The organism is Actinoplanes hulinensis, from assembly GCF_019429605.1.
GTDB lineage: Bacteria > Actinomycetota > Actinomycetes > Mycobacteriales > Micromonosporaceae > Actinoplanes > Actinoplanes campanulatus.
In genome coordinates this window covers 212,653-230,483 of record NZ_JAHXZI010000017.1, presented here as the reverse complement: position 1 = coordinate 230,483, position 17,831 = coordinate 212,653, and the positions used below count along the sequence as shown (strand labels likewise).

Sequence of the window (17,831 nt, the reverse complement as noted above, 5' to 3'; positions counted from 1 at the left end):
CCGCGGGGCGGCTGCTGCTGGGGTCCGCGCGCCGGCTGCTGCGGGCCACGCGGCGGCTGCTGTTGCGGGCCACGCGGCTGTTGCGGGCCACGCGGCTGTTGCTGCTGCGGGCCGCGGGCGGGCGGCTGACCGGCGGGGCGGGCGTACTGTGGGCCGCCGGACGCCGGGCCGGACCCGGCGCCGTAGACCGGGCCGCCGCCACCGGGACGGCCGGAGCCGTAGGCCGCGCCCCGCTGAGGCGCCCCGCCGACCCCGATCAGCTCGGTCTCCGGGTCGTCCTTGTTGAGGCCGCCGGGCAGATCGTCGTCGAGCGGGCCGGTCGCGTGCGGCGACTTCCGGAACCGGACGATGCCGAAGACGCCGGCGCCGACCAGGAGCAGGCCGAGCAGACCGACACCGCCCACCGCGTACATCAGGTTGTCGGGCGAGTAATACCACGGCGTGCCGGTGCTGTCGCTTCCCTGCTTGTCCGACTTCTTGGCGAGCTCGGTGGCCGGCGTGTACTGCCGGATGTGGTTGGCGGTGGCGGTGTCACCGCTCATGTCCGAGATGGTGAGGAAGGTCTTGCCGTCCGCCGAGTACGAGATCGCCTCACCGAACTGCTCGTTGGGCAGGCCGGTGGTGCGCGGCACCTTCTTCAGGGCGGCCAGCACGTCACCGTTGGTCACGTCCCATTCGAGGGCGTCGGTGTAGGTCCGCAGGGCGACCTTGCTCCCGCCCGGGGCGATCGCACCGCCGGTGATGGTCTTGTTGCCGATCCGGGCGACCCGGTTGCCGGCGGTCTCGGTGGCCGAGAGGGTGATCTCGCCGACCCGCTTCATCGGCACGCCGCCGGAGTTGTTGACCTTGAGCGGCGCCGTCGGCTGGTAGATGCCGGCCGGCTTGCCGATCTCCTTGGTCACGATGAGCGGGGTGCCGTCGCCGTTGAGGAGCAGCGCCTCGGCGTCGTGCGCGTCCCCGTCCGGGTAGCTGAGGCGGTGGAGTTTCGGCTTGTCCGAACCGTCCGCCTTCATGCTCCACAAGCCGACGGTGGGCCGCGGGTCGGGCGGCGAGTCACGGACGCCGTTGTCGCCGGTGTCCGCGATCCACAGGGTCTCGCCGTCGGCCGAGAGCACGATGTCCTCGGTGTCGGCCGGGCCGGCGCCGCTGAACGAGACCTTGTCGACGACCTTGCACTGGTTGTTGAGGAAGAAGACCTGCTCCCGGCTGCCGCCGCCGTCCTCGGCGCCGTCGTTGACGGCGACGTAACCCGACTTGGTCGCCACCAGGCCGGAGATCTCGGACAGGTCGGATTCGCCGATCTTGCAGAGCTTCTTGCCCGGCGTCGCCTTCGCGCTGACCGTGGGGGCCGGCGTCGGGTCATCGGCGGACGCGCCGGAGGAGCCGACCATCACGAGACCGAAAGCCACGATGGTCGAGAACACGAGACGCCGCATTCGCACAGTGTCGCATGCGGGCTCACGTGCCGGTATTACGTGTGGATCAAAGCTGGGACGAGTCGGGCACTCCTGTGATAGCACGCCTTCACGCTCGGTGATTGACATGACCGGATTGACCGCACCCGTCCCGACCGGGATCGGATGCGGCCTCCTCGTCGCGATCGAAATTTTGTTCACGTTCATCCCGTCGTCGCGAATGGCGAAACCACGGGATCAGGAACGAAACTCCGCCAGATCGGCCGCGAGCCGCTCGTCGACTCGTACGAGCAGTTCGGTTCCGTCGTCCAGGTGTCGGGACTGGAGCACCTGACCGGACCGGTGCACCCGGGCCACCAGGTCTCCCCGGTCGTACGGCACCAGGAGCCGCAGCTCGACGGCCGGCCGGGGCAGCCGGTCAGCGATCGCCTTGTGCAGCTCCGGGATGCCGGCGCCGGACCGCGCGGAGACGAAGATCGCATCCGGCCACGCCCGCTTGAGGCGCAGCACGGTCTCCTCGTCGGCCGCGTCCAGCTTGTTGATCACCAGGAGCTCGGGCAGCCGGTCGGCGCCGACCTCACCGAGCACCTCGCGGACCGCGCTGACCTGACCCTCCGGGTCCGGGTGGGCGCCGTCGACGACGTGTACCACCAGGTCGGCCTGGGCCACCTCCTCCAGCGTCGAGCGGAACGCCTCGACGATCTGGTGCGGCAGGTGCCGGACGAAGCCGACCGTGTCGGAGAGCGTGAAGACACGCCCGTCCTCCGCGGCGGTCCGCCGGGTGGTCGGGTCCAGGGTGGCGAACAGCGCGTCCTCCACCAGGACCCCGGCCTGGGTCAGGCGGTTCAGCAGGCTGGACTTGCCGGCGTTGGTGTAACCGGCGATCGCCACGGCCGGCACCCCGCTGGCGGCACGGCGGGAACGCTTGGTCTCCCGGACCGTCTTCATGGATTTGATCTCACGCCGGAGTTTCGCGATCCGCGTGTTGATCCGCCGCCGGTCGGTCTCCAGCTTGGTCTCACCGGGACCACGGGTGCCGACACCGCCGCCACCCGCGCCGCCGCCGGCGCCACCACCCTGCCGGGACATCGCCTCACCCCAACCGCGCAGACGCGGCAGGAGGTATTGCAGCTGGGCGAGCTCGACCTGGGCCTTGCCCTCCCGGCTCTTGGCGTGCTGGGCGAAGATGTCGAGGATCAGTGCGGTCCGGTCGACCACCTTGACCTTGACCTGCTGCTCCAGGTTGCGCAGCTGGGACGGGGACAGCTCGCCGTCGCAGATGACCGTGTCCGCGCCGGTCATGACGACCACGTCGCGGAGCTCGTCGACCTTGCCGCGGCCGATGAAGGTGGCCGCGTCCGGCTGCTTCCGTCGCTGGATCAGGCCCTCGAGGACCTGGGAGCCGGCGGTCTCGGCGAGAGCGGCCAGCTCGGTCAGTGAATTGTCGGCGTCCTCGACGCTGCCTTCGGTCCACACCCCGACCAGGACGACCCTCTCGAGTCGCAACTGGCGGTACTCGACCTCGGTGACGTCGGTCAGCTCGGTGGAAAGACCGGCCACCCGCCTGAGCGAGTGCCGCTCCTCGAGCTCCAGGTCCCCGGTGGTGGGATCCAGCTCGTCAAGGACGGGTGTCTGGTACGTGTTTCGCAAAAGTAACCTCCTCCGCACGATCGTGGCACGTCGTGCGGGCGCATGCATCCAGATAACGGGGCCTGACTCACGGGTAACCACCGCGAAGGGATCGAACATTCCGCGCGAGCGACAATTCCATCTGCTTCACCCCACCAACGTCGGAGGGAAACCCGTGGTGACCACCCGCCTGCCGAGCGCAGGATTCTCGATCACGATTCGCATCGCCGTAACCGCGGACGCCTCGTCCATCGGCCGGCTCACCACCTGCGTCGGTGAGGCCGGGGCGATCGTGACAGCGCTGGACGTGGTGGACTCCGACCCCACCCACGTGCTGGTCGACCTCACCTGTGACACCGCCGACGCCGCGCACGCCGACCAGGTCGTCAAGCAGCTCGAGGAGCAGGACGGGGTGGACGTCCGCAAGGTGTCCGACCGCACGTTCCTGCTGCACCTGGGCGGCAAGATCGAGGTGTCGTCGAAGGTCGCGCTGCGCAACCGGGACGAGCTGTCCCGCGCGTACACCCCGGGGGTGGCCCGGGTCTGCATGGCGATCGCGGAGAACCCGGCGGACGCCCGCCGCCTCACCATCAAGCGCAACACGGTCGCCGTGGTCAGCGACGGCTCGGCCGTGCTCGGCCTGGGCAACATCGGGCCGGCCGCGGCGATGCCGGTGATGGAGGGCAAGGCCGCGCTGTTCAAGCGGTTCGGCGGCGTGGACGCCTGGCCGGTGGTGCTGGACACGCAGGACACCGACGAGATCGTGGCCATCGTGAAGGCGATCGCCCCGGCCTACGGCGGCATCAACCTGGAGGACATCGCGGCGCCGCGGTGCTTCGAGATCGAGGCACGGCTGCGCGAACTGCTGGACATCCCGGTCTTCCACGACGACCAGCACGGCACGGCGATCTGCGTGCTGGCCGCGCTCACCAACGCGATGCGGGTGGTGGGCAAGCGGATGGAGGACGTGAAGGTGGTCGTGTCCGGCGCCGGCGCGGCCGGCACCGCGATCATGAAGCTGCTGATGCGGCAGGGGGTGGGCGACATCATCGCCTACGACCGCCGGGGCGCCCTGCACCGCGGCATGCCCGGCCTGAACGAGTCGATGCAGTGGCTGGCCGACCACACCAACCGGGAGAACTACTCCGGCGACCTGCCCGGCGCGATCGCCGGGGCGGACGTGTTCATCGGCGTCTCCGCGCCGAACCTGCTCACCGGCGACGACATCGCCCGGATGGCGGACCGGGCGATCGTGTTCGCGATGGCCAACCCGGACCCGGAGGTCGACCCGCGGGAGGCCCGCAAGCACGCCGCGATCGTCGCGACCGGCCGTTCCGACCAGCCCAACCAGATCAACAACGTGCTGGCCTTCCCGGGCGTCTTCCGCGGTCTGCTGGACGCCGGCGCCGAGGAGTTCACCGAGGAGATGGCGCTGGCCGCGGCCCGGGCCATCGCCGACGTGGTGGGCGAGGACAAGCTCAACCCCACGGTGATCATTCCGAGCGTCTTCGACCCGCGGGTCACCCCGGCGGTGGCGGCGGCGATCCGCGCGGTGGTCCGGGGCGGGCACGCCCCGTCCAATTCCGCGGCCGTTCCGGAGTCGGAGCTCGACAAGGCCCCGGAGGCGACCTTTTAAACCTTTTGCCGGGTACGGGGACGCGTGCCCCGTACCCGGTGAAGGTGCTACTCCGCGCCCGCCCAGCCGGTGAGCTCGCCGACCAGGTCGGTGATCAGGCCGGACACACCCGCGTCCACCAGGGGACGCCACTGGGCCATGTCGTTGGGGGTCCACGGCATCACGCCGATCCCGGCCGCGGCCAGCCCGGCCATCGTCTCCGGGCCGCGCAGCACGTCCTCCACCGACGGGTTGGTGCAGGTCACGCCCAGCTCCCGGGACAACTCGACGGTCTCCGCGTCGAACCGGAACAGCAGCAGCCCGCGCCGCACCTCGGGCGCCACGTCACGGACCTTGCGGACCACGTCGGCGTCGAAGCTCTGCAACACCGAGCGGCCCAGCAGGTCGCGCTCGGCCAGCTGGGCCACGATCGACTTCACCTCGTCGAGGGTGGCCGGCGGTTTGATCTCGACGAGGATCTCGGCCGGCCCGGGGGCGAGCAGGTCCAGGGTCTCGGCCAGCGTGGGCACCCGCAGCCCGGTGAACCCGGCGCCGAACCAGGAACCGGCGTCCAGCTCGGCGATCTCGTCGTAGGTCAGGTCCCAGACCCGGCCGGAGCCGTCCGTGGTCCGGTCGACCGTCCGGTCGTGGATCACCACGGGCACGGCGTCCCGGGTCACCCGGACGTCGAACTCGACGAAGGTGGCCCCGGCCCGCAGCGCGGCGGCGAAGGCGGGCAGCGTGTTCTCCGGGGCGACGGTCGAGTAACCCCGGTGCGCGACTCGGTGCACTGCGGCGCGGGCCGGCATCAGAGCACGGCCGCCGGGTCGACCTCGCCGTCGGCGACCAGCACGGCCGGGCCCTCCAGCCACCACCCGCCGTCGGCGTCGTGGGTCACCACCAGGCGGCCGCCGGGCAGGTCCACCGCGATCGAGCCGGTGGCCAGGCCGGCGTCGCGCAACGCCACCGCGCCGACCGCGAGCGCGCCCGTGCCGCAGGACCGGGTCTCGCCGGAGCCTCGCTCGTGGACCCGCATCCGGACGTGACCGTCGGTCCCCTCGACTGGCTCGGCGGGCTCCACGAACTCGACGTTCACCCCGTGCGGGAAGACGGCCGGGTCGTGCAGCGGCGGGTGGGTCAGGTCGAGGGCGGCCAGCTCCGTGCCGTCGTGCAGACCGCAGACCAGGTGTGGGTTGCCGGTGTCCACGGCGACGCCGGGCACGGTGAGCGCGCCGACGGTCGCCGTGCTTCCCGCGTACACCCTGGGGGTCGTCATCCGCGCACGGACCGTGCCGTCACCGATCAGGGTGACCAGGACGCCGGCCCGGGTGGCCACCGGAAGGCCCTCCGGGCCGGGCGTGGCGAGGCCGCGGTCCAGCAGGTAGCGCACGAAGACGCGCAGGCCGTTGCCGCACATCTCGGCGATCGAGCCGTCGCTGTTGCGGTAGTCCATGAACCACTCGGCCTCGGCGGCGAACCCGGCGGCCTCGGGGTGTTTGGCACTGCGGACCACCCGGAGCACACCGTCGCCGCCGATCCCCCGATGGCGGTCGCAGAGCGCCGCGACGAGCTCCGCGGTCAGGTCGAGCTCCCCGAACGGGTCGGGGATGATGACGAAGTCGTTGCCGGTCCCGTGACCTTTGGTGAAACGCACGCCGACCATCATCCCGCAAGCGCGATCGCGTCCGCCACGAGCTTCGGATCCGCCCCGTCCAGCCAGGTGATCGAGGGGTCGCGGCGGAACCAGGACCGCTGCCGGCGGACGAACCGCCGGGTGCCCTGGACGGTGTCGGCCTTCGCCTGCTCCTCGGTCAGCGTGCCGTCGATCTGGGCGAGCGCCTGCTGGTACCCGAGCGCACGGGAGGCGGTCCGGCCCTCCCGGATCCCGGTCAGGCCCCGCACCTCGCCGATCAGCCCGGCCGCCCACATCAGGTCGACCCGCAGCGCGATCCGCTCGTCCAGCGCGGCGGTGTCCCGGTCGACGCCGATCTGCACCGACTCGTAGACCGGCCGCGGATCGGGCAGGCTCGCGGTGAACGGCAGCCCGGTCAGCTCGATCACCTCCAGGGCGCGGACGATCCGGCGGCCGTTGCTCGGCAGGATCTTGACGGCGGCCGCCGGGTCGAGCCCGGCGAGCCGGGTGTGCAGCGCCGCCGGGCCGGCCGCGGTCAGCTCCTCTTCGAGCCTGGCCCGGATCACCGGGTCGGTGCCCGGGAACTCGAAGTCCTCCAGGACCGCCCGGACGTACAGGCCGGAGCCGCCGACCAGCAGCGGCACCCGGCCGCGGGCGAGCACGCCGTCGATCGCGGCGCGGGCCAGCCGCTGGTACTCGGCGACCGCGGCGGGCTCCGTCACGTCCCAGATGTCGAGCAGATGGTGCGGCACGCCCTCGCGCTCGGCCGGGGTGAGTTTGGCCGTGCCGATGTCCATCCCGCGGTAGAGCTGCATCGAGTCGGCGTTGATCACCTCGCCGTCGAGCTCGTGGGCGAGGGCGATGCTCAGCGCGGATTTGCCGGCCGCCGTCGGCCCGACGACGGTGACCACCCGCTGACCTGTCCGGAACCGCACCGGCCAACCGTAGGACACCGTTGTGTCACGGTCGTCGGCGGGAGCTTTCCCCTAACCGGGTTGGACCTGTGACAATGCGCGAGAAAGAATGCCATTGGGAAGTTGGCATTCGAGGCTGCGCTATGGCGGTGGCCGAGGGTCCGGTTGGACCTGCGGCGCCGGGAGAACGAGGATGAGCTCATGAACGACTGGACGGCCTTCGGGCGCGTGGATGCCGACGGCACCGTGTACGTGAAGACCGCCGAGGGCGACCGTGTGGTCGGCTCCTGGCAGGCGGGCACCCCTGAGGAGGGGCTCGCGCACTTCGCCCGGCGATTCGCCGACCTGGTCACCGAGGTCGACCTCGTCGAGGCTCGCCTCAAGTCCGGCGCGGCGGACGCGGCCCACTCGCTCACCAGCGTGAAGCGGCTGCGGACCCAGCTCGACGAGGCCCACGTGGTGGGTGACATCGACGGTCTGGCGGCCCGCCTGGACCGGCTCGCCACCCTCGCCGAGGAGAAGGCCGGCGAGGCCCGCGCGGCCCGCGAGGTGGCCCGCACCGAGGCGGTGGCCCGCAAGACCGCCCTTGTCGAGGAGGCGGAGAAGATCGCCGCCGACGCCACCGGGTGGAAGTCGGCAGGGGATCGGCTCAAGGAGATCCTCGACGAGTGGAAGACGATCCGCGGCGTCGACAAGAAGACCGACGGCGAGCTGTGGAAGCGGTTCGCCGCCGCCCGGGACGGCTTCACCCGCCGTCGGGGCGCCCACTTCGCCACCCTCGACGGCCAGCGCAAGCAGGCGCAGACCGCCAAGGAGGAGCTGGTCACCGAGGCGGAGAGCCTGGCCGAGTCGACCGAGTGGTCGAACACCGCCAACCGGCTCAAGGAGCTGATGACCGAGTGGAAGTCGGCGCCGCGCGCCGCGAAGGAGGCCGAGCAGCGCCTCTGGGAGCGCTTCCGGGCCGCTCAGGACGCCTTCTTCACCCGGCGCAGCGAGGTCTTCTCCGCCCGTGACGCGGAGTACCAGGGCAACCTGGAGAAGAAGCAGGCGATCCTGGCCGAGGTCGAGGCCATCGACGTCGACGCCGACCCGCGCGGCGCGCAGAACCGCATGCGGGACGCGCTGGCCGCCTGGCACGAAGCCGGCCGGGTGCCCCGGGAGGCCGCCGCCTCGCTGGACCGCCGCTGGCGGGCCGCCGAGGACCGGATCCGGGTGGCGATGGACTCGGCGTGGCGCAAGACCAGCCCGCAGGACAACCCGCTGCTGCGGCAGATGCGCGAGCAGGTCGCCGAGGCCGAGGAGAAGCTGGCCCGCGCCCGTTCCGCCGGCGACAACCGGCGGATCAAGGAGGCCGAGCAGGCGCTCGCCTCGAAGAAGCAGTTCCTCGCGCTGGCCGAGCAGGCGAACTGATTTCACGCTCCGGTGACGGGGGCGACGGACCACTGGTCCGTCGCCCCCGTTTCTCGTAGTAGCCGAATGTGCCCTCCGATCGTTCCGCAATGGAGGGTCGCGCGATTTTTCCGGCCCGTTGCGCTACTTTGGAGCGTCGTCGAGGTTGGTACCTTGACGAGTGCGACATCATGAGGGAGCCGGCACCGCCGCGTGCCTTCTCGGTGCGGTCGGCGAGGTCCGCAGAGATGGTGGTGTGCACCAGTGAGGATCGAACCGCGACAGCACCTGCTGGAGACGTGGAAAGCGACCATCCAGAGTTCCTGGCGCGACGGCGCCTGGCGCTGGGGCGGCCGGGACGGATCGAATTCGATCAGTGATGCCGAGCAGTTGCTCTGCATCCTCCTGCCGGCGACCCAGGTGGGCCCGTTCGGGCTGGACCGGCCGAACGCCACGGCCGACGCCATGCTGGAGGCGCTCCGACCGCTCGGCGACGAGAAGACCATCCCGCTGAACCTGGTGCGGATCGCCACGGAGTATTTCACCCGGTATGTGGACAACGACCGGCCGATCTTCTCCGGTGGCAGCTACTACAAGCCCGACGACGGCGCAAAGCTGACCGAGGTCCAGCAGGCCCGCGACATCGTGGACTCGTTCGCCATCTCGGTCACCCTCTCCCTGGCCACCATCGGTTTCGTCCGGATCTTCCGGCAGTCGGTCACCCGGATGGGGCTGCGCCGCGAGCTGCGACAGCTGGAGCGGCTGGCCAGCACCCGGCTCACCGCGGCGATGGTCGGCCTGCTGCGCAGCTTCTCCACACACGTCTTCGAGGCCGACGACGACCCGGGGCAGATCCTGTTGCAGACCGTCAACAAGGCGGGCCTGCCGTCCAAGACGGTGGTCAACCAGTTCCGCTCGGTGCTCCAGGAGACCATCGCGTCGTTCAACGAGGTGCTGATCGGATCGGGCCAGACCGAGGACCTGGAGAGCGCCAACGCCCTCTTCGAGTGCGGCTGGTCCTGGGGCATCGTCAAGGACGCCCCGGCCGTCCCCCTGGAGTACAAATCGTCCGGCCGGGAGAAGGAGAGCACCGCCGCCGGCGCACCGGACGAACCGGCGGAGGAGATCGGCCCGCAGCCCGACGGGGTGGCGGAGAACAAGCCGTACCTCTACTTCACCGTGGTGGCGGTCGACGCCATCGAGGACCTCTTCTCCGAACGGACCCGGGTACTGGGCCTGCTCAACGAGGAGCAGCAGCGTCTCTCCCGTGCCCTCCAGCTGCGCTGGGATCTGACCCTCACCTACTGGGCCACGGTCGCCACCTTCGGCGGCGGCCCGGTGTGGCCGCTGGAGGACCCGCCCTGGCAGACCACCGACGGCCTGCGCAGCGAGTACTACACCCTCCTGGTGACCTCGATCGTCGTCAAGGACCTGGTCCGTAAGCGTGGCTCGGACGCCCGTCTGGCCCGGATCGGCTCGGTCCTGTCCGACCTGGCCAACGAGGCCCGGGTGACCCGCAAGCACCGGCCCGGCGACTCCGGGGTCAAGCTGCACTCCCCCGGCCTCCGGGTCTCCCTGGAGGGCAGCCTCGAGGACTCGCCGGACGAGAAGGCCAACGCGGTCTGGTTCGTCGGCGAGTTCGCCTCGCTGCTGCTCCAGCGGTGCATCGCGATCGCCGGCCTGCTGAGCGACGTGGAGGAGCGGGCCGTGCTGCTGCGCCTCGCCGACCGGGTGTGGGACCATCTCGCCCGCCGCCGCCTCACGGAGACCGGCCACCGGAAGCTGTGGGACCAGCCGGCGCTGGTCTTCGACGATCTGCCGGAGTACGAAAGTCCCTCCTGGTACTACACCGAACGGGTGGTCGCCGGCCTGGTGAGCGCGGCGAACCTGCTGAGCGAGGAGCCGCTCGTCAACGATCGGCTCGTGGTCCGCGCCTTCGACCTGCTCTACGAAGCCGAGCACCTGTACGACATGGAGCTCATGCGGGGCTCCGCCGATGCCAGCCTCGAGGTGATGGACGTCTTGACCGAGATCCGGGCCAAACTCGAGCGGGCCCGTGCGATCGCCCGTACCCGGCCGGGCGCCGCCTCCGCGCTGGTGAACTGGGTCCTGATGGAACTCGACGGCCTCGAGGCCGTCCGGCACAGCGAGAGCACGGCGATCTGATGTTCGTCTTCGCCGCGTCCGACAAAGGCGGCACCGGTCGTTCGGTGACCAGCAGCAACCTGCTGTACCGCAGCGCCCTCCAGGGGAACGACGTCTGTTACCTCGACTTCGACTTCGGCTCGCCGACGGCCGGCGCCATCTTCGGCATCGAGCGCGCGGAGAACGGCACCACCAGCGGTTCCGGCATGCACCGGTTCCTGCTCCAGGAGGTTTATCAACCGGAGCGGATCGACGTCTGGACCGCCACCGACCGGCGCGGGATCCGGGACGGACAGGCCAACACCGGCCGCCTGGTCCTGCTGCCCGGCGACGTGGGCGGCGGCGACTTCCCGGACCGCGCCGACCTGGTGGGCCGGTGCCTCGAGCTGTTCCTGCGGCTCAACGAGGAGTTCAGTCTCTGCATGGTGGACCTGAGCGCGGGCCGCAACCTGGCCGTCGAGATGGTGCTCAAGGTGACCGCCATGCCGGAGATGCAGAAGATCACCAGTCGCTGGCTGGTGTTCCACCGGTGGACCCGGCAGCACGTGGTGGCGGCGGGCGGGCTGGTGAACGGTCCACGCGGGCTGCTCTCGATTTCCGAGAAGTCCGGGCACGACCGGCAGCAGTTCGCCAACAACCTGCGGTACGTGCGCACCGCGGTGATCGATCCGGCGCCGTCGACCCAGAGTGGCCTCACCGCGAAACAGGGCATTTGGCTCGATGAGTGCAATAGACGGCTCACTCGATTGGCTGGAGAGCACCAAGTCGGCAAAAATCTATTACTAGGGTCCGTACCACTCGATCCCATGCTCCAATGGCAAGAACAGTTGATCACTGACAAAGACGTGGTGAGCGGCGTCGCGAACCAGGAGACCCGGAACGCGTTCGACTTGCTGGCGAGGCGCCTCGTCGACGACTCCTCTTGGGAGACCCTATGACGGTCGCGCTGCACCGCATGGATTACCGGGAGCAGGCGACGGAGTATGTCGCCCCCTCCGTCGGCCTGTCGCACGTCTCGCTGGAGCTCGGCCACCTCTACATGGAGGACCTGCAGGCCCGGGAGGGTGAGAGCAGGCTGGCGGACTACTTCGTGAGTGTGTACCCCTGGGTCAAGGCCATCGAGTCGATGGGCCGCTGGGGCACCACCTCGCCACGGATCAGCACCTGTTTTCTGATCGACGACTACTTCAGCCGCCTCGACGAGCCGGGCGTCATCATCAAGAAGGTCGTCGACGCGGCCGCGAAGAGCGGACTGTCCATCGACTACATCGCCCGTGAGTCGAGCTGTGCCGAGTTCGGCGACACCCGGCTGGCCCAACTGGTGTTCGACCAGATCGTCCCGGAGCCGCTGCGGGGCGCCAACGGTGGCCGGCCCACCGTCAAGGACAGCGGCTGGCTGTCGAACGGGCGGCGCTCCCCCAACACCGCGGCCGCCCCGGCGATGGCCGCCGAACCGTGGCAGAGCCCGGAGCAGACGGCGGCGAACCGGCACTCCGTCTTCATGGACGTGGAGATCCGCGACGACGAGCTGTGGTCCTGCTCGTTCCTGGCGTCGGTGTGGCAGCTGCTCCGGCTGGGCCTTCTCCGGCCCGAGGACAAGCAGCTCACCAAGCCGGTCCGGGTCGACGGCGACTATCCGAGCGACTGGTCCGACCTGCCGCCGGTGATCAAGTTGACGAAGACCGCGAACTCGTTCTGCGCGTACCGGAGCTTCTCGATCCTGCCGACCCGGTTCATGGAGATCGAGATGGCCGCGCGCACGGTGCTGCACCAGGTCCGGGTCGATCCGCTGATCATGGAGGACCTGGAGGCCAGGGCCGGTTCGGAGAGCATCGAGCTGCCGCCGACCATCCTGGACCGGATCGACTACGCCTTCATCAACGACTGGACCCCGGCCAGCGGTCGCTGAGCCGCAGCAACGCGTCGGCCGTGTTGCGGACGGCGAAGTCCTCGTCCTCGGCACAGTCGATCAGGATGTCGCGGACCTCGTCGAGGTGGGCGATCGGCGCCAGCATCTCCACGGCCGCGCGCCGGGCCTCGTGCGCCTCGGCGGTGCGGGCATGGCTCAGCAGCACCCGGCGGACGTCGTCGTCGGTGATCCAGTGCGCCAGCGCCCGGATCAGGACCGGGCGGATCACCGGGTCGGCGCCGGCGAGACGGGCCAGCAGGTCGGTCCGGGTCCCGTCCTCGCGCAGTGCCGCGGCGGCACGGGCGGCCGCGGCGACCACCGCCGGGTCGATGTCCACCCGGACCCGGTCGCGCAGCACCTCGCCGGCCGCCTTGGCGTCGCCGCCGGAACCCAGGATCTCCACGGCCGCCGCGCGGATCTCCGGGTTCGGGTCGGCTCCGGCGCGCTCGGCGATCACGGTCCAGAGATGGCCGGCGTCGGCGCGGTCCAGCACCGCGGCCCGGGCGGCGGCCGCGAACACCTCACCCACGCTGTCGTTGCTGGTCCGGTCCAGCAGCAGAGCCGGCAGGTCGATGTCGGGCGGGCAGTCGGCGATCAGCACCCGCAGCGCCTCGAGCCGGATCTCCGGATGGCCGTGGCCGGTCAGCTCCAGCAGCCGGCGGGCGTCGGCCGGATCCAGGATCCGGCCGCACAGGCCACGCAGCGCCGCGGTCCGCGTCTCGGTGTCGGCGTCGTGCACGGACGCGGTGATCAGCGCCCGGGTCGCGGTGGGGCCCCGGTCGCCGGCCAGCGACTCGACCGCGGCCCGCCGCACCGACGGTGTCGGATCCTGCCCGGCGACCCGGGCCAGCACGGCCGCACGGGACGGGGCGGCCGGGAGCGCGGCCAGCCCGCTCACGGCGGCCAGCCGGACGGCCGGCTCGGTGTCCGAGGTCGCCGCCCCGGTGAGGATCTCCTCGGTCCGCGGATAGGCCCGGTAGGTGGCCCCGAGCACCCGGACGAGAGCCACCCGGAGCACCTCGTCCGGTTCGGCGGCCAGCCGGGCCACCAGAGCCTGCCAGGACCGCTCCCCCGGCCGGTTCCCGCGTCCGGCCAGCGCCACGGCCGCCGCGCGGACGACCGCCCCGTCCGGATCGGTCTCGATCCGTTCGAGCAGCCGCGCCTCCGGGCCGCTGCGGGCCAGCAGGCGCACCGCCGCCCGGCGGACCCCGGCCGCCGGGTCGGTCCGCATCCGCCCCAGCAGCAGCTCACGAACCGGCCCGTCGCTGCCGGCCCGGGGCAGCAGGATCCCGGCCGCCGCCTCCACCACCTCGGGCGCGTTGTCGTCCCGGCAGGCGTCCACCAGGTCCTGCGCCACCGCGACGGACAGCTGCCGGGGGCGGGCCAGGACACGCAGCGCGCCCGCCCGGACCGCCGGGTGCGGGTCGCTGCGGCGGCACTCCAGCAGAATCTCCTCGATCCCGGGCTCGGCCCGCAGCCGCTCACCGAGGATCTGTACGGCGGAGAGCCGGACCGTGGAGAAGCCGTCCCGCCGTTGTGGGTCCGGTGAGACCGCCCGGACCAGCACGGCGCGGGCCTCCGGATAGACGGCGGCCAGCGGCGCGAGCGCCTGCACGGACGCGAGCCGGACCACCGCGCGCGCGTCGTCGGCGGCGCGGACCAGCGGGCCCAGCGCGAGCCGGCCCTCGTCGGCGCGCTCCTGCCGGACCGCCTGGTGGGCCATCTCGCCGAGGCCGGCGACCGCGGCGCAGACCACCCGTACGTCGTCGGCCTCGCCGATCCGGGCCTTGAAGATCTCGTCGAAGTGGTCGTCGGGCCGGGCCAGGACGGCCGCGATCCGGGCGGCGGAGGCGGCCGCCGGGTTGCCGACGATCTCCACCCCGGCGGTGCGGTACCAGTCGAGGTAGGCCTCGCGGTCCGGCCAGTTCGGCCCGATCGCCTCGATCGCCGGGATGAACTCGTCGACCAGCAGGTCCGCGTAGTCGGGGCCGGGCAGGTCCCGTTCCGGGGTGGCGGCGCAGTACTCGATGATCCGGACCACCTCGCGCAGCGCCAGCTCGGCGGCGTGCCGGGCGTCGGCGATCTGGCGGACCCCGGCCAGGCACTGCACGGCCAGGGCGACGTTCCACGGCGGGCCGGGGCGGGGCGCCCGGCCGGACGGGCCGGGGTACTCCCACCACTCCGGGTTGACCTCGGTGATCAGCAGCTCGACCAGCTCCGCCGCGAACCCCGCCGACAGCTGGCCGGCGACCAGGCGCAGGGTCTCCCGCCAGGCGGGGTCGGCCCAGTTCTCCCGGAACACCGCCCGGATCTCGTCGAACCGGGACCCGCCGGGACTGAACCGTTCGATGATCGCCCAGGCGCAGTAGAACTCCTGGAAGGTGCGGTGCACGAAACGGTAGTCGGCCCGGCCGTACCGGCCCAGCACGTAGCTGCGGCGGCGCAGCTGGTCGATGGCCTGGCGGGCGAACTCGCCGGCCTCCGCCCAGCCGAGGCCGTGCCGTTCCAGGTGCTGGGTGAAGATCCGCCGCAGCTGGTCGCCGCCGACGTGGTCGCGGTGCCCCAGCCGCCCGGACATCATGTCGAAGGCGAGGCCGCGCAGCAGCTCGTGTTTGACCTCGGCGTCCAGGCGCTGCGAGCCGGCCGGCGCGTCCACCATCCGGCTGTCGTCCCAGCTGTCCACCAGGGTGACGGCGACCTGCTCGTACAGCCGCCAGCGTTGTTTCGGCAGCATCCGGTGCCGGCCGATCACGGCGAGGATGCTGAGCAGCATCGGGTTGCCGGCCAGCTCGGTGAGCTCCGGCGAGCGGCGGATGGTGCCGATCACCACCTCCCGGCGGACCGTCGCGTCGGCGCCCGGCGCCTCCGGCAGCGCCTCGAACCAGCGGCGCAGGAACTCGGCGGTCTGCTCCGGCACGAACCGTTGCAGGGTGTGGTGGGCGAACCCGGCGGCGGTCAGGGCACGCCTGTTGTACTCCGCGGGCCGGGTGGTGACCACCACCCGCGCCTCCGGGAACGTCTCCGCGAACGTGGCGATCTGCCCGGCGGTCTCCTCACGGATCCGCCGTTCCAGGATCTCGTCCAGGCCGTCGAAGACGACCACGGCCGGGTCGCCGCGGGCCAGGTGCAGGGACAGGCCCTCGGGCTCCTCCTGGTAGCCGTCGGTGGCGGCGCGGTGCGCGAGGAACTCCCGGAGGTTGCGGCACTGCCCGGCGGCCACGGCCGCGGCGTAGGAGCGCAATTCCACGAGTACGGGCAGATGTCCGGCCAGTGGCGCCAGGCGCTCGTCGGCGTGCGCCCGGGCCAGTGCCAGCGTCAGGTAGCGGACCACCGCCGACTTGCCCGCCCCGGGATCGCCGACCAGCACGAACCGGCGCTGTGCGCGCTCGCAGAGCACGTCGAAGACAGGCTGCCCGGGCCAGGACAGCGGGAGCGCGTCCCGGTCCAGCCGCTCGGCCTCGCCGGCCCCCTCGCCCCACGGCGCCCGGGTCAGCTGCGGCGGATGGTCCGCGCGGGCGAACGGCTCGACGAAGACGTCGAACAGCTGCGTCCCCAGGTACGGCGACGACTGCTGGGCCAGGTTCAGCAGGTCGAGCCCGCCGTACTGCTGGCGGAGGCGCTCGAAGTAGTGGGCGGTCACCGCGGCGCTCAGGCCCGGGGCCACCGGGACGGCCGGCGCCGCGGTGACGCCCCGGGACCGCTGCTCCAGCAGTTTGTGGACGGCGGCGTAGACGAGCAGCCCGAGGTCGGCCGGCGCGTCGAAGAAGCTGCACAGGTGCTCACGCTGGAGCACGTCGCGCAACGCGTCGACCTGGGCCGCCTTCGGGCCGCGGTCGACGAAGCGCACCGGCCAGGCGGCATGCTCGCTGAGCAGGAAGATGAGGCAGTCCTTGCCGCTGGCGACGGCGTGCTCGTACTCCAGGTGGGTGATCGACTTGGACTGCTTGGGCGGGGTGTAGCCGTACCGCCAGGCGAAGATGCCGATGTAGATGTCGCAGGACTCGACGTCGTCGAGACAGCGCGCGAGCGGGGCGGTGGCGCCCGCCACGTACTCCTCCATGGTCTTGAACCGGAGGCCGATGAGGCCGAGCGCATGGCGGACGGCCTCGCGACACTCCTTCAGATCCTCGAAGGTCGCGGAGATGTAGGCCTCGCTCAAGCGAATCTCCCCTCGCCGCGTTCCCCCTACAACGCCGCGTAGCGAATCAATATAGTCGCGTGAGGCAAGCCTCCACCATGGACGCGACGTCCCGTCCACAGCCCCAGGAGACGGTCACGCCGCCACCCCCGTGGCCGTAGTTGTGAATCACCACCTGCCCGTCCAGGGTGGTGGTCTCCAGCCGGATCCGGTGGCGGACCGGCCGGCGCCCGGAGCGGACGCCGATCACCGGCGCGTCCCGCAGCAGCGGCTCGATGTCGGCGCACCGGCGGCGGATCCGCTCGACCGCGACGGCCTCCGGCAGCACCACCCCGCCAGGCGCTTCGATGGTGCTGCCGAGCACGACCGTGTCGCCGTGCGGGATGTAGTACGTGAGCTCCGGGCCCTCGCCGTCCTCGGCGAAGAACGTGTCGATGCCGGGATTGCGGACCACCACCACGAGGCCGCGCACCGGGACCAGGCCGGGATCGCCGGCCAGCCTGCGGGCGCCGCTGCCGCTGCAGTTCACGATCACCGGGGCCCGGCCGGACAGCTCGCGCAGCGACCGCAGCTCGCGCTGCTCCACCCGGACGCCCTCGGCCCGCAGCTCAGCCATCAGGTACTCGGAGTAGACCGGCATGTCGACCACCGCCGTGGTGTACCGCCAGGCGCTGCGGTACTCCGGCCAGGTCCACTCGTCGCATCGCTCCAGGTCCCCGGTGAGGTGCAGCCAGGGATGCGGATCGGCGACGCCCCGGGCCACCTCGACGCCACGCACCATGGTGACTCCTGCGGTGCGCGCGGCGGCCAGCTCACGGAAGGCGGTCAGGCCCTCCCCGGCCCAGCGCTCGGCCTCCGGGTGATCGACCAGGAACGGCCCCCACATGGCGCCGGCGGCGCAGGAATCCGTGGCGGGCGGCAGCCGCCGCGCCACGACACTCACCGCGAGACCCCGCCGGGCCAGGCACAGTGCGCTGGTCAAACCGCAGACGCCCGCACCGACCACAATGGCATCGATGTTGGTAACGGTCACCCCCCGACACT

12 protein-coding genes are annotated in these 17,831 nt (G+C 71.5%); 5 read left to right on the top strand and 7 right to left on the bottom strand.

The annotated features are described in order from the left end of the window. Both KZ829_RS30240 and hflX read right to left on the bottom strand, forming a co-directional pair. A partial coding sequence (locus KZ829_RS30240; protein WP_220147285.1) for a hypothetical protein occupies nt 1-1,436 on the bottom strand: 1,436 nt, incomplete at its 3' end. Nucleotides 1,437-1,652: 216 nt separating this feature from the next. Then, nucleotides 1,653-3,065: a GTPase HflX gene (gene hflX, locus KZ829_RS30235; RefSeq protein ID WP_220147284.1), complete on the bottom strand. Its 1,413-nt coding sequence runs from the start codon at nt 3,063-3,065 to the stop codon at nt 1,653-1,655. Between the two features lie 154 nt (nt 3,066-3,219). On the opposite strand from hflX, the gene KZ829_RS30230 reads away from it, so the two are divergent. Beyond that, nucleotides 3,220-4,680 (top strand): NAD-dependent malic enzyme, encoded by a 1,461-nt coding sequence (locus tag KZ829_RS30230; protein ID WP_220147283.1) that lies wholly within the window; start codon nt 3,220-3,222, stop codon nt 4,678-4,680. Between the two features lie 47 nt (nt 4,681-4,727). Here KZ829_RS30230 and KZ829_RS30225 read toward each other — a convergent pair whose 3' ends face one another. The 3 genes from KZ829_RS30225 to miaA are packed head-to-tail and all read right to left on the bottom strand — an operon-like array spanning nt 4,728 to nt 7,227. Continuing rightward, on the bottom strand, nt 4,728-5,468 hold the full coding sequence (locus tag KZ829_RS30225; protein ID WP_220147282.1) for a glycerophosphodiester phosphodiesterase: 741 nt from the start codon (nt 5,466-5,468) through the stop codon (nt 4,728-4,730). Next, a complete protein-coding gene (dapF, locus tag KZ829_RS30220; protein WP_220147281.1) occupies nt 5,468-6,313 on the bottom strand; it encodes a diaminopimelate epimerase in 846 nt (281 codons plus the stop codon). Before dapF ends, KZ829_RS30225 begins: the two co-directional genes overlap by 1 nt. An 8-nt stretch (nt 6,314-6,321) precedes the next feature. Then, nucleotides 6,322-7,227, bottom strand: coding sequence for a tRNA (adenosine(37)-N6)-dimethylallyltransferase MiaA (gene miaA, locus KZ829_RS30215; protein WP_308285721.1), 906 nt, complete (start codon nt 7,225-7,227; stop codon nt 6,322-6,324). A 180-nt stretch (nt 7,228-7,407) separates the two neighbouring features. Here miaA and KZ829_RS30210 point away from each other — a divergent pair, with 180 nt between their 5' ends. From KZ829_RS30210 to KZ829_RS30195, 4 genes are all read left to right on the top strand, one after another. Beyond that, on the top strand, nt 7,408-8,616 hold the full coding sequence (locus KZ829_RS30210; protein ID WP_183216306.1) for a DUF349 domain-containing protein: 1,209 nt from the start codon (nt 7,408-7,410) through the stop codon (nt 8,614-8,616). Between the two features lie 243 nt (nt 8,617-8,859). Further along, on the top strand, nt 8,860-10,761 hold the full coding sequence (locus KZ829_RS30205) for an SCO2524 family protein (RefSeq protein ID WP_220147279.1): 1,902 nt from the start codon (nt 8,860-8,862) through the stop codon (nt 10,759-10,761). Continuing rightward, the gene (locus KZ829_RS30200) at nt 10,761-11,678 is read left to right on the top strand and encodes an SCO2523 family variant P-loop protein (protein ID WP_220147278.1); all 918 of its coding nucleotides are present in this window, start codon (nt 10,761-10,763) and stop codon (nt 11,676-11,678) included. Before KZ829_RS30205 ends, KZ829_RS30200 begins: the two co-directional genes overlap by 1 nt. After that, a complete protein-coding gene (locus KZ829_RS30195; RefSeq protein ID WP_220147277.1) occupies nt 11,675-12,649 on the top strand; it encodes an SCO2522 family protein in 975 nt (324 codons plus the stop codon). The genes KZ829_RS30200 and KZ829_RS30195 overlap by 4 nt, the downstream gene beginning before the upstream one ends. Here KZ829_RS30195 and KZ829_RS44180 read toward each other — a convergent pair. Together KZ829_RS44180 and KZ829_RS30185 are read right to left on the bottom strand one after the other, a co-directional pair. Then, complete coding sequence (locus tag KZ829_RS44180) at nt 12,618-16,808, bottom strand: HEAT repeat domain-containing protein (RefSeq protein WP_220147276.1); 4,191 nt, start codon at nt 16,806-16,808, stop codon at nt 12,618-12,620. The two genes, KZ829_RS30195 and KZ829_RS44180, sit on opposite strands and share 32 nt — an antisense overlap. Nucleotides 16,809-16,854: 46 nt before the next feature. Next, complete coding sequence (locus KZ829_RS30185; protein WP_220147275.1) at nt 16,855-17,820, bottom strand: FAD-dependent oxidoreductase; 966 nt, start codon at nt 17,818-17,820, stop codon at nt 16,855-16,857. Between the last annotated feature and the right edge of the window lie 11 nt (nt 17,821-17,831).

Excerpts from the sequence above, each read along its gene's own strand:
- KZ829_RS30195 (WP_220147277.1), top strand. The coding sequence starts at position 11,675 with ATGACGGTCGCGCTGCACCGCATGGATTACCGGGAGCAGGCGACGGAG.
- KZ829_RS30210 (WP_183216306.1), top strand. The coding sequence starts at position 7,408 with ATGAACGACTGGACGGCCTTCGGGCGCGTGGATGCCGACGGCACCGTG.
- KZ829_RS30200 (WP_220147278.1), top strand. The coding sequence starts at position 10,761 with ATGTTCGTCTTCGCCGCGTCCGACAAAGGCGGCACCGGTCGTTCGGTG.
- KZ829_RS30225 (WP_220147282.1), bottom strand. The coding sequence starts at position 5,468 with ATGCCGGCCCGCGCCGCAGTGCACCGAGTCGCGCACCGGGGTTACTCG.